This window comes from Streptomyces sp. NPDC002793 (assembly GCF_040295485.1).
GTDB lineage: Bacteria > Actinomycetota > Actinomycetes > Streptomycetales > Streptomycetaceae > Streptomyces.
On record NZ_JBEOVL010000009.1, the window covers coordinates 1 to 12,566 of the forward strand.

Consider the following 12,566-nt stretch of genomic DNA (forward strand, 5'->3'; position numbering starts at 1 on the left):
GATCTGCTTGAGGTCCGAGTGCAGCCACTGGGTGGCGACGTACAGCTCGATGCCGCCGTCCTCGACGCCCCTCGGCGAGAACTCAGGCGTCCTCGTTGTCCACCCAGCTCATGAGCTTGCGGAGCTCCTTGCCGGTGGTCTCCAGCAGGGACTCGCTGTCGGCCTTCTTGTACTCGTTGTACTTGGGCAGACCGTTGTGGTATTCGGCCATCCACGCCTTGGCGAAGGTGCCGTCCTGGATCTCGGCGAGGACCTTCTTCATCTCGGCCTTGGTGTCGTCCGTGATGATGCGCGGGCCGGTGACGTAGTCGCCCCACTCGGCGGTCTCCGAGATGGACCAGCGCATCTTCTCCAGGCCGCCCTCGTACATGAGGTCGACGATGAGCTTCAGCTCGTGGAGGCACTCGAAGTACGCGATCTCCGGCTGGTAACCGGCCTCGGTCAGCGTCTCGAAACCGGCCTTCACGAGGGCGGCGGTGCCACCGCAGAGGACGGCCTGCTCACCGAACAGGTCGGTCTCGGTCTCCTCGGTGAAGGTCGTCTTGATGACGCCGGCGCGGGTGCCGCCGATGCCCTTCGCGTAGGAGAGGGCGAGCTCCAGGCCCTTGCCCGAGGGGTTCTGCTCGACGGCCACGATGCACGGCACGCCGCGGCCTTCCTCGTACTGGCGGCGGACCAGGTGACCCGGGCCCTTGGGTGCGACCATGCAGACGTCGACGTTGGCCGGCGGCTTGATGAAGTCGAAGCGGATGTTCAGGCCGTGGCCGAAGAACAGCGCGTCGCCGTCCTTGAGGTTGTCCTTGACGGACTCCTCGTAGACCTGGGCCTGGATCGGGTCCGGGACGAGGATCATGATGACGTCGGCCTCGGCGGCGGCCTCGGACGGGGTCACCACGCGCAGGCCCTGCTCCTCGGCCTTGGCCTTGGACTTGGAGCCCTCGTGCAGACCGACACGGACGTCGACACCCGAGTCACGCAGCGACAGCGCGTGGGCGTGCCCCTGGCTGCCGTAACCAAGCACCGCGACCTTACGGCCCTGGATGATGGACAGGTCGGCATCGTCGTCGTAGAACAGCTCGGCCACTGGGTCTTCTCCTTGGTGTGCAGGTGTTGCGTCCCACCGTACGGCGGGTGCGTGAGGTACGTTGCCGGGTCTCGCCATACGAGCGGCGAGATGGCCCGATGGTTTACGCCGAGCGGTCGAGTGCGCGCAGAGAACGGTCGGTGATCGAGCGCGCGCCGCGCCCTATGGCGATGGTGCCGGACTGGACCAGCTCCTTGATGCCGAACTGTTCCAGCATCTTGAGCATGGCCTCCAGCTTGTCCGCGCCCCCTGTCGCCTCGATCGTGACGGCCTCCGGGGAGACGTCCACGGTCTTGGCGCGGAACAGCTGGACGATCTCGACGATCTGGGAGCGGGTCTCGTTGTCCGCGCGGACCTTCACCAGGACGAGCTCGCGCTGGATCGCTGCGGCGGGCTCGAGTTCGACGATCTTCAGGACGTTGACCAGCTTGTTGAGCTGCTTGGTCACCTGCTCCAGGGGCAGACCCTCGACATTCACGACAATGGTGATGCGTGAGATGTCGGGATGTTCGGTGGTACCGACCGCGAGCGAGTCGATGTTGAAGCCGCGCCGGGAGAACAGGGCAGTGATACGGGCGAGTACACCCGGCTTGTTCTCGACCAGGACGGAGAGCGTGTGCTTGGTGGACATGGAGTCGGTCTCTCTCTGTCTCTCAGTCGTCTTCGTTGTCGCCGAAGTCGGGGCGGACACCGCGCGCCGCCATGACCTCGTCGTTGGAGGTGCCGGCGGCGACCATCGGCCAGACCATGGCGTCCTCGTGGACGATGAAGTCGATGACGACCGGGCGGTCGTTGATCGCGTTGGCCTCGGCAATGACCTTGTCCAGGTCGGCCGGGTCCTCGCAGCGGATCGCGTAGCAGCCCATGGCCTCGGACAGCTTGACGAAGTCCGGCACGCGGGTGCCCTTGGCTGCGTTGCCGTCCGCGTCAGGGCCGGAGTGCAGCACGGTGTTGGAGTACCGCTGGTTGTAGAACAGGGTCTGCCACTGGCGGACCATCCCGAGCGCGCCGTTGTTGATGATGGCGACCTTGATCGGGATGTTGTTGAGCGCGCAGGTGGTGAGTTCCTGGTTGGTCATCTGGAAGCAGCCGTCGCCGTCGATCGCCCAGACCGCGCGCTCGGGCATGCCGGCCTTGGCGCCCATGGCGGCCGGGACGGCGTAACCCATGGTCCCGGCGCCGCCGGAGTTGAGCCAGGTGGCGGGCTGCTCGTACTGGATGAAGTGCGAGGCCCACATCTGGTGCTGGCCGACGCCCGCCGCGAAGATCGTGCCCTCGGGGGCGAGTTCGCCGATGCGCTGGATGACCTGCTGCGGTGAGAGGCTGCCGTCCTCCGGCAGGTCGTAGCCGACCGGGTAGGTCTCGCGCCAGCGGTTGAGGTCCTTCCACCAGGAGGCGTAGTCACCGGTGTTGCCCTCGGTGTGCTCGGCCTGGACCGCCTGGACGAGGTCGGCGATGACCTCGCGGGCGTCGCCGACGATCGGGACGTCGGCGGCGCGGTTCTTGCCGATCTCCGCCGGGTCGATGTCCGCGTGGACGATCTTGGCGTACGGGGCGAAGCTGTCCAGCTTGCCGGTGACGCGGTCGTCGAACCTGGCTCCGAGCGCGACGATCAGATCGGCCTTCTGCAGCGCGGTGACGGCGGTGACCGAACCGTGCATGCCGGGCATTCCCACGTGCTGCGGGTGGCTGTCGGGGAAGGAACCGAGCGCCATCAGGGTGGTGGTGACGGGCGCCCCGGTGAGCTCTGCCAGGACCTTCAGCTCGGCGGTGGCGCCGGACTTCATGACGCCGCCGCCGACGTAGAGCACCGGGCGCTTGGCCTGGGTGATCAGCTTGGCGGCCTCGCGGATCTGCTTGGCGTGCGGCTTGGTGACCGGGCGGTAGCCGGGCAGGTCCATCGTAGGCGGCCAGCTGAAGGTGGTCTTCGACTGCAGCGCGTCCTTGGCGATGTCGACGAGGACCGGTCCGGGGCGGCCGGTGGAGGCGATGTGGAAGGCCTCGGCGATCGTGTGCGCGATGTCCTCGGCGCGGGTGACCAGGAAGTTGTGCTTGGTGATCGGCATCGTGATGCCGCAGATGTCTGCTTCCTGGAAGGCGTCCGTGCCGATGGCCGCCGAGGCGACCTGGCCGGTGATCGCGACCATCGGCACGGAGTCCATGGCCGCGTCGGCGATCGGGGTGACCAGGTTGGTGGCACCGGGGCCCGAGGTGACCATGCAGACACCGACCTTGCCGGTCGCCTGCGCGTAACCGGTGGCGGCGTGGCCGGCACCCTGCTCGTGACGGACCAGGATGTGGCGGACCCGGGTGGAGTCCATCAGCGGGTCGTACGCCGGGAGGATGCAGCCACCCGGGAGGCCGAATACGGTGTCGGCGCCGACTTCCTCGAGAGAACGGATGAGGGACTGCGCGCCCGTGAGGTGCTCAACGGAGGCGGAGGACGGTCCGCCGTTACGGGCCCGCGGCTGCGGGTGCGGGGCCCCGGTTGCCTGCTCGGTCATCGGCATTCTCTTCTCGAAGCTGAGGGTTTATGCGGTGTTTTTATGGTGTTTTGCAAGGTCCCGGTGCAACAAAAAACCCCTCGTGCCGTGAGGCAAGCGAGGGGAGCGCGCCGGTGCGGTCTGCGGGGTGTCCATGAGTGACCCTGCTTCAGCCGACGCGCTTTCCAAGTACGAGAATTCGGGTGCGCATGGCATTGACCCTCTCTCCGGCACGCATTCGGTGTCAAGTGGGTGGGACGGGCGTCTCATCATGTGAGCGCCCCTGGAGCGGGACCGTGCTGCCCGCGAGCACCGGCCGGCCGGCCGGGACGAGGCCCGGGACGGGTCCCGGAACGGGGTAGTTCCCCCGGATCAGGGTGCGCCGCAGCCGGTATTCGTCGAGCGGTCCGGCGAAGGCCATCCCCTGACCGTGGGTGCACCCCATGGCGCGCAGTGCGCGCACCTGTTCGGGCACGTCCACCCCGTCGGCAACCGACTGCATACCGAGGTCCCCGGCGATGCGCAGCAGCCCGCTGGTGATCTTGTGCAGCCTCGCCGACTCGACGACGCCCTCCACCAGACACCGGTCCAGCTTCAGTACGTCGATGGGGAGCCGGCGCAGGGCGTTGAGCGCGGCGTACCCGCTGCCGAAGCCGTCGAGTGCGATCCGGACGCCGAGCCGGCGCAGCGCGACCAGCCGCTGTTCCAGCTCGTCGAAGGGGATCCTGGGGTCGTTGTCGGCCACGTCGATCATCAGGGCGCCGGAGGGCAGCCCGTGACGGGTCAGGACCGCTTCCACGGACCGCGGAGGCAGCGCCCGGTCCAGCAGCCGGGCGGCCGACACGCGGACGGAGACGGTGACCGGGTGCCCGGCCCTGGCCCGGTCGGCTGCCTGCTCGACGGCCTTCTCCAGCAGCCAGGTGCTGAGCTCGGCGGCACGGTCGTTGCCCTCGGAGACGCGGAGGAACTCGGCGGGGGTGAAGAGGATGCCCTGGGACGAGCGCCAGCGGGCCTGGGCGGCGACCGCGGCGACCGTGCCGCTCGCCAGGTGGACGACGGGCTGGTGGAGCAGGGCGAACTCGCCGTCGCGCAGGGCCGTGCGGAGCCGGGCTGCGAGTTCGGAGCGGCGCACGACGTCGGCCTGCATCTGGGGGGCGTAGAGCTCGACCCGGTTTTTGCCGCCCGCCTTCGCACGGTACATGGCGAGGTCGGCGTTGCGCATGAGGTCCTTCGGCGTGATGGAGGGCTCGGCGAAGGCGACCCCGATGGAGGCGGCCACCCGGACCTCGCCGGTACCGATCCGGTACGGCTGGGAGAGTCTGAGGCGCAGCCGGTCGGCGATCTGATGGACCTGGTCCTCCCGTGCGGCCTGGTCGCGGGTGCCGTCGCCGACGATGAGGGCGGCGAACTCGTCGCCCCCGAGGCGTGCGGCGGTGTCCGAGGCGCGCACGGACTCCTGGAGGCGGCGTGCGGCCTGGACGAGGAGTTCGTCGCCCGCCTGGTGCCCGATGGAGTCGTTGACCGCTTTGAAGCCGTCGAGGTCGACGAAGAGCACGGCCGTGCCCGGGTCCCCGGCCCGGCGGCCCCCGAGGGCCTGGCCGACACGGGTGGTGAAGAGGGCGCGGTTCGGCAGGTCGGTGAGGGGGTCGTGCTCGGCGTTGTGCTGGAGCTGCGCCTGCAGCCTGACCCTCTCGGTGACGTCTCGGCTGTTGAGGAGCAGGCCGCCCTGGTGACGGTTGACGGTGGACTCGACGTGGAGCCAGTCACCCGTACCCGATCTGAAGCGGCACTCGATCCGGGTGGTGGGCTCCTCGCGGGACGGCGCGGCGAGGAAGCGCCGGAGTTCGTGGATGACTCCCCCGAGGTCGTCGGGATGGATGATCGACGACAGCTCCGCACCGACCATGTCCTCGGCGTCGCGCCCGTAGACACCGGCCGCCGCGGGACTGACGTATCGGAGCGCTCCGCTGGGTTCGGCGATCATGATGACGTCGCTGGACCCCTGCACCAAGGAGCGGAAGTGGTTCTCCTTCTGGGCCAGTTCCTGGGTGAGCGCGACGTTGTCGAGGAGCATGATGGCCTGCCGGAGGACCAGGGCGAGCACGACCGTGACACCGGTGAGGACCACGACACGGTCGACCCTGCGCCCCTCCACCACGTTGTACAGGATGCCGAGGGTGCAGACCGCCGCGGCCAGGTAGGGCGTGAGCGCGGCGAGGGACCCGGCGATCGGCCGGCTCGTGGTCCGCTGTGCCGGGCACGGGGCCTCGACAGCGTTGTCCTGATAGCGACGGGCGGCCCAGGGGGCGTACGCGAGGAGCAGGGAACCGGCGAACCAGCCGGCGTCCAGCAGCTGGCCCGACCGGTACGCCGAGCGCAGCAGCGGGGCGGTGAAAAGTGCGTCGCACAGCACCGTCAGGGCGAGGCCGGCGATGGCGGTGTTGACCGCGGAGCGGTTCATGCCGGACCGCCGGAAGTGGAGTGCCAGGATCATGGAGACCAGCACGATGTCGAGCAGTGGGTAGGCCAGCGAGAGCGCCGCCCTGGCCACGCTCTCCCCCGCGGCGTTCGCGGTGTGCGCGGTGTTGGCGAGCGCGAGGCTCCAGGAGAGTGTCAGCAGGGATCCGCCGATCAGCCACGCGTCGAGCGCCAGGCAGACCCAGCCGGCCCGGGTGACGGGCCGCTTGGCCAGGACGAGCATCCCGACGACGACGGGCGGCGCGAAGCAGAGGAAGAAGAGGTCCGCGAGGGAGGGGGTGGGGACCTCGCGCCGCAGCACCACCTCGTACCACCCCCAGACGGCGTTGCCTCCGGCGGCCATGGCCGAGGAGAGCGCGAAGAGGAGCCATGCGGATCTGAAGGGGCTTCCGCTCGTGCGGGCGTGCAGGAAGCACGAGACCGCGGCGATCATCGCGGCGACGCTGAGGCCGAAGTCCCCCATGAACAGGGCGACCTCGGGCGATCCCCAGCCGAAGGCGGCGCCCACCGCGTATCCGGCGCAGAGGGCGGCGAGGGCGAGCTGCGAGCGCAGCCCCACGGCCCGCCCCGCCGTCCGCCCCACGGCCGGCTGCCGGGCGAGCAAGGCCCCGAGGGCGCTCACCGGAGGGCTCCACCGTCTGAACCGGGAGCCCTCGCCGCCGGCCTCACCTGCCCGCGCCGCTGCCTCGGATCGTCTCTCCCCTGCCCGAACATGCCCGTCGCCCCCTCGCGTTGCACTTCCTCCCCGGCGCCGTCCTTTCCACGGCGCAGCCCTCTTGTGGACGATACACCAGAGTCGTCACGCAGGGCCATAAGTTCTCTACTCTCCGTGACGACCTGGGGTGTTGTCGGAACACGGTGCGTCCGCGGCGCTCCGGAACGTGGTCAGCCGGTGGTGCGTACGAGGTTGCCCACCGGCTCTCCCGCGGCGAACCGGGTGAGCTGTCCCGCCAGCAGCCGCTTGGCCCGGGGCAGGAACGCGGAGGTGCTGCCGCCCACATGCGGAGTGATCAGCGTGTGGGGAGCATGCCAGAGGGGGTGGCCGGCGGGCAGCGGTTCGGGATCGGTCACGTCGAGCGCCGCACGCAGCCGCCCGGACTCGAGTTCGGACAGCAGGGCCCCGGTGTCGACGACGGCGCCCCGCGCGACGTTCACGAGGAGCGCGCCGTCCCGCATGGCGGCGAGGAAACGGGGGCCCACCAGCCCTTGCGTGGACGGGTTCAGCGGGGTGGACAGGATGACGATGTCGGCCTCGGGGAGCAGGGCGGGAAGCTCGTCGATCGCGCGTACGGGGCCGCGTGCGGTTGTCCGTGCGGAGCGCGCGACGCGCACCACCCGCGCGCACTCGAAGGGCGCGAGCCGGTCTTCTATGGCCGCGCCGATCGATCCGTAGCCCACCACGAGGACGGACTTGTCGGCGAGCGCCGGATAGAAGCCGGACCGCCACTCCTCCTTGTCCTGGCCGTGCGTGAACCCGGGAAAGCCGCGGAGCGAGGCGAGGATCAGGGCGAGTGCGAGCTCGGCGGTCGACGCCTCGTGCACACCCTTGGCGTTGCACAGCCGCACCCCCGAGGGCAGCAGACCGAGCGCGGGCTCCACGTGGTCGATGCCCGCGGAGAGGGTCTGGACGACCTGGACCAACCGCATCTCCTTGAGCGGACGGACCGCGATTTCCGGGCCCTTCATGTACGGAACGACATAGAACGCACAGTCGGAGGGGTCCGCCGGGTAGTCCCGGTCACCGTCCCAGAGACGGTAGTTGAGACCCTCGGGGAGGCCGTCGATCTCATCGGCGGGAAACGGCAGCCACACGTCGGCAGTGGATGTAGAAGTCATGGTCAGGAGGCTATGCGAAGGGCATGGAGCGGCAGAGGTTACTTTGGGGGTGCTGGTGGGCTCCGTTGATCACGGGGCCGAGGGAGGGTTCGGGGAGTTGGAGCGCAGGACTATCGGTGCGGCGGCGCTCGCCGTGGGTGCGGTCGGGCTGGGGTGCATGCCGATGAGCTGGGCCTACAGCACGTCGCAGCAGCGCGGTGACCGCTCGGTGCGGACCGTGCACGCCGCGCTGGACGCGGGCGTCCAACTGCTCGACACCGCCGACATGTACGGGCCCTTCACCAATGAGCTGCTCGTCGGGCGGGCGCTCAAGGGCCGCCGGTCCGAAGCCTTCCTCTCCACGAAGTGCGGGCTGCTGGTGGGCGATCAGCACGTCGTGGCCAACGGCCGCCCCGGCTATGTGCGCCGGGCCTGTGACGCCTCTCTGCGAAGGCTCCAGACCGACGTGATCGATCTCTACCAGCTGCACCGGGCGGATCCCGAGATCCCGGTCGAGGAGACCTGGGGCGCGATGGCGGACCTGGTGACCGCGGGCAAGGTCCGGGCGCTCGGGCTGTGCGCGGTGGGCGCCCGGGCGGGCCGCAGGCCGGGGGCGCGGATGCACGACGGGACCATCCGGCAGCTGGAGCGGATACAGCAGGTCTTCCCCGTCAGCGCGGTCGAGGCGGAACTCTCCGTGTGGTCGCCCCAGGCGCTGGAGGACCTTCTGCCGTGGTGCGCGGCCCGTGGCGTGGGTGTCCTGGCGGCGATGCCGCTGGGCAACGGCTACCTCACGGGCACCCTCAAGCCGGGCCAGGGCTTCGAGCCGGACGATCCGAGGGCCAGGCACCCCCGTTTCACCGCGGAGATGATGGCGGCCAACCAGCCGGTGGTGTCGGGGCTGCGCAGGATCGCGGAGCGGCACGGCGCCACCCCGGCCCAGGTGGCTCTGGCGTGGGTCCTGCGGCAGGGACGCCACGTGGTGCCGGTGCCAGGCGCGAAGCGCGAGGAGTGGGCCGTGGAGAACGCGGGCGCCGCGGGGCTGGTGCTCACGGACCAGGACATGGCCGAGGTGGCCGGACTGCCGCGGGCCCGCGGGTCGTGGGACTGACCCCACCCGGGTGACCGCTCGTGGCTGAACCCTCGTGGCTGACCGCTCGTGGCTGACCCCTCGGCGGGACAATGGGCGGAGATCGGGAACCCGTTGCCGTGCGGCGGCGTAGGAACAGTAGGCGTGCGACCGTCGAAAGGATCGGTGCTGTGCAAACTCCCGTGCTGCGCAAGGGGGTGGTGGCCCTGCTCGCCTCGGCCTCGCTCCTGCTGTCCGCCTGCTCGTCCGACGTCGGCCCGGCGGCGGGTGAGGGCGCCTCATCGCCCCCGGCGGACGCCACGTCCTCCTCCCCGGCCCCGGCGGGTCCGACGGCGGACCCGCCCCCGGCGAAGGGCTCCGTCGAGGTGGTGAAGACGCTCACGGACGGTCTCGCGTCCCCCTGGGGGCTCGCGGCGCTGCCGGGCGGCGATCTGCTCGTCGCCTCCCGTGACGAGGCGACGATCACCCGCGTGGACGGCGAGAGCGGCAAGAAGACCCTGCTGGGCTCGGTGCCAGGGGTCGCGCCGGCGGGTGAGGGCGGTCTGCTCGGCCTCGCCGTGGCGCCGACCTACGGGGCGGACCATCTGGTCTACGCGTACTTCACCACCGAGTCGGACAACCGCATCGCCCGCCTCCAGTACGACGAGGACAAACCCGCGGGCCGGCAGCTGGGAGCCCCGGACACCATCCTGCGGGGCATCCCGAAGGGCTCCATCCACAACGGCGGGCGGATCGCGTTCGGGCCCGACCGCATGCTGTACGCGGGCACGGGCGAGACGGGTGACACCGGTCTCGCCCAGGACAGGTCCTCGCTCGCGGGCAAGATCCTTCGGATGACGCCCGACGGCGAGCCGGTGCACGGCAACCCCGAGGCCGACTCCCTGGTCTATTCGTACGGGCACCGCAATGTGCAGGGTCTTGCCTGGGACGGCGGGAAGCGGCTCCGGGCGGCGGAATTCGGCCAGAACACCTGGGACGAGCTGAATCTGATCGAGCCGGGAAAGAACTACGGCTGGCCCGACGTCGAGGGCAGGGAAGGCGAAGCGGGGTTCGTCGACCCGGTGGCCCAGTGGAAGACCTCCGAGGCCTCGCCGAGCGGTATCGCGTACGCGGAGGGGTCGGTCTGGATGGCCGGACTGCGGGGTGAGCGGCTCTGGCGGATCCCGCTGTCGGGCAAGGCGGACGGGGAGCCGTCGGCCGACCCCCAGGCGTTCCTGGAAGGGAAGTACGGCCGGCTGCGCACGGTGCTCGCCGCGGGTGGCGACAGGCTGTGGCTGGTCACGAGCAACACGGACGGCCGTGGCTCCGCCAAGCCGGGCGACGACAGGATCCTGCTCCTGAAGGTGCGCTGACGGCCCCCGCCACGGCTCACCGTCTCCCGCGAGGTCGGGCCCGGTCTCAGATGCGGATCACGATCTTTCCGCGGGTGCGTCCGCGCTCGGCGTTCGCGTGGGCGTCGGCGATCCGTTCCAGGGGGTAGGTCTGTTCGATACGGGGTGTGTAGCGGCCTTGCCCGCCCAATTCCGCCGCCACGGACAGGAGGCCGGAGTCGTTCACCGCGTTGGCCACATGCGTACCCAGGCGCTGCCCGCCCGCATGGTCGGCGACCGTCGCGACGCGCTCCGGGTCGCCCGCGATCGCGACGAGGTCGGCCAGGGAGCCGGAGGCCGCGGTGTCGAGCACGGCGTCGACGCCGTGCGGTGCGAGGGCGGTGAGGCGCTCGGCGAGGCCGGGGCCGTAGGTCGTGGGAACGGCGCCGAGAGAGGCGAGGAACTCGTGGTTGCGTTCGCTCGCCGTCCCGATCACGGTGGCAGCACCTCGTGCCAGGGCGATCTCGACCGCCGCGCTGCCCACGCCTCCGGCGGCTCCCTCGACGAGGAGGGTGCGCCCGTCGAGGGAGCCGAGCGCGTTCAGTCCGCCCAGCGCGGTCACTGACGCGAGACCGGCACCGGCGGCCTGCTCGTCGCTCCACGCGGCGGGGGTGTGCGCCCAGGCCGAGAGGACGAGCAGCTCCGCGGTCGCCCCGGTGACACCGCCCAGTCCGAAGACCCGGTCGCCGATGCTCACCCCCCGCACCCCGTCGCCGATCTCGTCGACCACACCGGCGCCGTCGCGCCCGGGGATACCGGGCAGATCCAGGGGGAAGACCTGGCGCAGGGCGCCGGAGCGCAGCTTCCAGTCGATGGGATTGACGCCGGCCGCGGCGACGCGGACGCGGATCTCACCGGGTCCGGGGTGGGGGTCGGGGGCCTGCTCGATCACCAGGATCTCCGCTGCGCCGTATGCGTGGAACCGGGCTGCGCGCATCATGCTCTGCCTTACCTCGACGGGCCGGAATGACGTGTTCGTCCGGCGCTCGCCACTCTAGAACCTGACGTTGACGTGAGGTGCAAGTCGGCAGTGGGCCAGGCCGGCCCGGAGCCGGTACGGACTGCCGCGGCGCTAGCCTGGATCCGACGTCGACATGAGGTACGAGTGGGAAGAGAGTGACCTGCGCCATGCGCATAGGACAGCTCGCCAGGCGGTCAGGGGTCAGCGTGCGGGCCCTGCGCTACTACGAGGAGCAGCGCCTCCTGGAATCGGCCCGGACGCCCGGTGGGCAGCGTGACTACCCCGACGAAGCGCTGGAGCGGGTCCAGCTCATCCAGGACCTGTTCGCGGCCGGCCTCTCCAGCCGTACGGTCGTCGAACTCCTGCCGTGCGTGAGCACCGGCGTCGCGACCCCCGCCATGCTCGACCAGCTCATCACCGAACGCGACCGCATCGCCGCACGCATCCAGGACCTGACCCGGGCGGAGACCAAACTCGGCCGCGTGATCGAGAACGTGACCGCGGCGAGTGTGGTGCGGGACTGATCAGCCCGCCCGCCGCTCCCGAGCCGGCGCCCGCTCTCCCGTGCGGAACGCCAGTGGGGGCACGGCTCGCCGCCGTGCCCCCCACTCCGCGGGTCCCGTCTTCGGGGTGCTCAGCCCCCGGCTGTCGCGGACGGCATCGCGAGGAAGAGGTCGAAGTACATGCCCACGGAGATCAGCAGTCCGAGCGCCCCCAGCGCGATGCCCGCCACCGCGACGGAGCGGACCCAGCCGGCCTGGGGCAGGAGGGAGGGGGCGCCGAAGGAGGGCCGGACCAGGACGAAGACGCCGACGAGCAGGGCCAGCAGCGCGAAGATGCCGTTGACGAGGGCCGTGCTGTGCCAGGCGTCGCCGTAGATCTCGGCGATCTGCTGGGAGGCTCCGCCACCGCCCGCGGAGGTCTTGATCTGGCCGAGCAGGGTCTCGCGCTCGGCGACGACGCGGCCGGTCCACGCGCCCGAGAGGGAGACGACGCCGAGCGCGGCGGCCACGACGGCCGCGGCTCCCGTTCCGACCCCGGCGGCCGCGGCGGCCTCGGCCTCGTCGTAGGGGTCGGGCTCCAGATCGGTCTCCAGGCCGTCCTCCGCCGCCGCGTCGGTCGCGGCCACGTCCATCGCGGTCACGTCCGGCGTGATCACGCCCGGCGCGGCGTCGTCCGTGGCGTCCGCCTGCTGCGTCGTGTCCGGCTCGGTGGCGGTTCCCTCGGCCGCCTTCTTCTCGGTCTCGTCAGTGGTCGCGGTTGTGGGGGAGGTCTTCATGCGCCG

10 protein-coding genes are annotated in these 12,566 nt (G+C 70.7%); 3 read left to right on the forward strand and 7 right to left on the reverse strand.

Going from position 1 to position 12,566, the window contains the following annotated elements; translation table 11 throughout:
* Nucleotides 1-82 precede the first annotated feature (82 nt).
* From ilvC to ABT001_RS10825, 5 genes are all read right to left on the reverse strand, one after another.
* Nucleotides 83-1,084, reverse strand: a complete 1,002-nt coding sequence (gene ilvC / locus ABT001_RS10805; protein ID WP_351275243.1) for a ketol-acid reductoisomerase — start codon at nucleotides 1,082-1,084, stop codon at nucleotides 83-85.
* A gap of 103 nt (nucleotides 1,085-1,187) precedes the next feature.
* A complete protein-coding gene (gene ilvN / locus ABT001_RS10810; RefSeq protein ID WP_099174327.1) occupies nucleotides 1,188-1,715 on the reverse strand; it encodes an acetolactate synthase small subunit in 528 nt (175 codons plus the stop codon).
* 22 nt (nucleotides 1,716-1,737) lie between these two features.
* Nucleotides 1,738-3,594 carry an acetolactate synthase large subunit gene (locus tag ABT001_RS10815; RefSeq protein ID WP_351275245.1) on the reverse strand — a complete coding sequence of 619 codons (1,857 nt, stop codon included), beginning with the start codon at nucleotides 3,592-3,594 and terminating at the stop codon, nucleotides 1,738-1,740.
* Between the two features lie 217 nt (nucleotides 3,595-3,811).
* Nucleotides 3,812-6,667, reverse strand: coding sequence for a putative bifunctional diguanylate cyclase/phosphodiesterase (locus ABT001_RS10820; protein WP_351275247.1), 2,856 nt, complete (start codon nucleotides 6,665-6,667; stop codon nucleotides 3,812-3,814).
* A gap of 263 nt (nucleotides 6,668-6,930) precedes the next feature.
* Nucleotides 6,931-7,881: a 2-hydroxyacid dehydrogenase gene (locus ABT001_RS10825; protein ID WP_351275249.1), complete on the reverse strand. Its 951-nt coding sequence runs from the start codon at nucleotides 7,879-7,881 to the stop codon at nucleotides 6,931-6,933.
* A gap of 133 nt (nucleotides 7,882-8,014) precedes the next feature.
* Here ABT001_RS10825 and ABT001_RS10830 point away from each other — a divergent pair, with 133 nt between their 5' ends.
* Entirely contained in the window at nucleotides 8,015-8,971 is a 957-nt protein-coding gene (locus ABT001_RS10830) for an aldo/keto reductase (RefSeq protein WP_351275611.1), read from the forward strand.
* 149 nt (nucleotides 8,972-9,120) lie between these two features.
* The gene (locus ABT001_RS10835; protein WP_351275251.1) at nucleotides 9,121-10,302 is read left to right on the forward strand and encodes a PQQ-dependent sugar dehydrogenase; all 1,182 of its coding nucleotides are present in this window, start codon (nucleotides 9,121-9,123) and stop codon (nucleotides 10,300-10,302) included.
* Nucleotides 10,303-10,348: 46 nt separating this feature from the next.
* On the opposite strand, the gene ABT001_RS10840 is transcribed toward ABT001_RS10835, so the two are convergent.
* A complete protein-coding gene (locus tag ABT001_RS10840; protein WP_351275613.1) occupies nucleotides 10,349-11,257 on the reverse strand; it encodes an NADP-dependent oxidoreductase in 909 nt (302 codons plus the stop codon).
* A 191-nt stretch (nucleotides 11,258-11,448) separates the two neighbouring features.
* On the opposite strand from ABT001_RS10840, the gene ABT001_RS10845 reads away from it, so the two are divergent.
* A complete protein-coding gene (locus ABT001_RS10845) occupies nucleotides 11,449-11,805 on the forward strand; it encodes a MerR family transcriptional regulator (protein ID WP_351275253.1) in 357 nt (118 codons plus the stop codon).
* 110 nt (nucleotides 11,806-11,915) lie between these two features.
* On the opposite strand, the gene ABT001_RS10850 is transcribed toward ABT001_RS10845, so the two are convergent.
* Nucleotides 11,916-12,560, reverse strand: a complete 645-nt coding sequence (locus tag ABT001_RS10850; protein WP_351275255.1) for a hypothetical protein — start codon at nucleotides 12,558-12,560, stop codon at nucleotides 11,916-11,918.
* Nucleotides 12,561-12,566: the final 6 nt, after the last annotated feature.

Coding starts and splice junctions, on each gene's coding strand:
- ABT001_RS10825 (WP_351275249.1), bottom strand. CDS start 7,881: ATGACTTCTACATCCACTGCCGACGTGTGGCTGCCGTTTCCCGCCGAT.
- ABT001_RS10850 (WP_351275255.1), bottom strand. CDS start 12,560: ATGAAGACCTCCCCCACAACCGCGACCACTGACGAGACCGAGAAGAAG.
- ABT001_RS10840 (WP_351275613.1), bottom strand. CDS start 11,257: ATGCGCGCAGCCCGGTTCCACGCATACGGCGCAGCGGAGATCCTGGTG.
- ABT001_RS10845 (WP_351275253.1), top strand. CDS start 11,449: ATGCGCATAGGACAGCTCGCCAGGCGGTCAGGGGTCAGCGTGCGGGCC.
- ABT001_RS10815 (WP_351275245.1), bottom strand. CDS start 3,594: ATGCCGATGACCGAGCAGGCAACCGGGGCCCCGCACCCGCAGCCGCGG.
- ilvN (WP_099174327.1), bottom strand. CDS start 1,715: ATGTCCACCAAGCACACGCTCTCCGTCCTGGTCGAGAACAAGCCGGGT.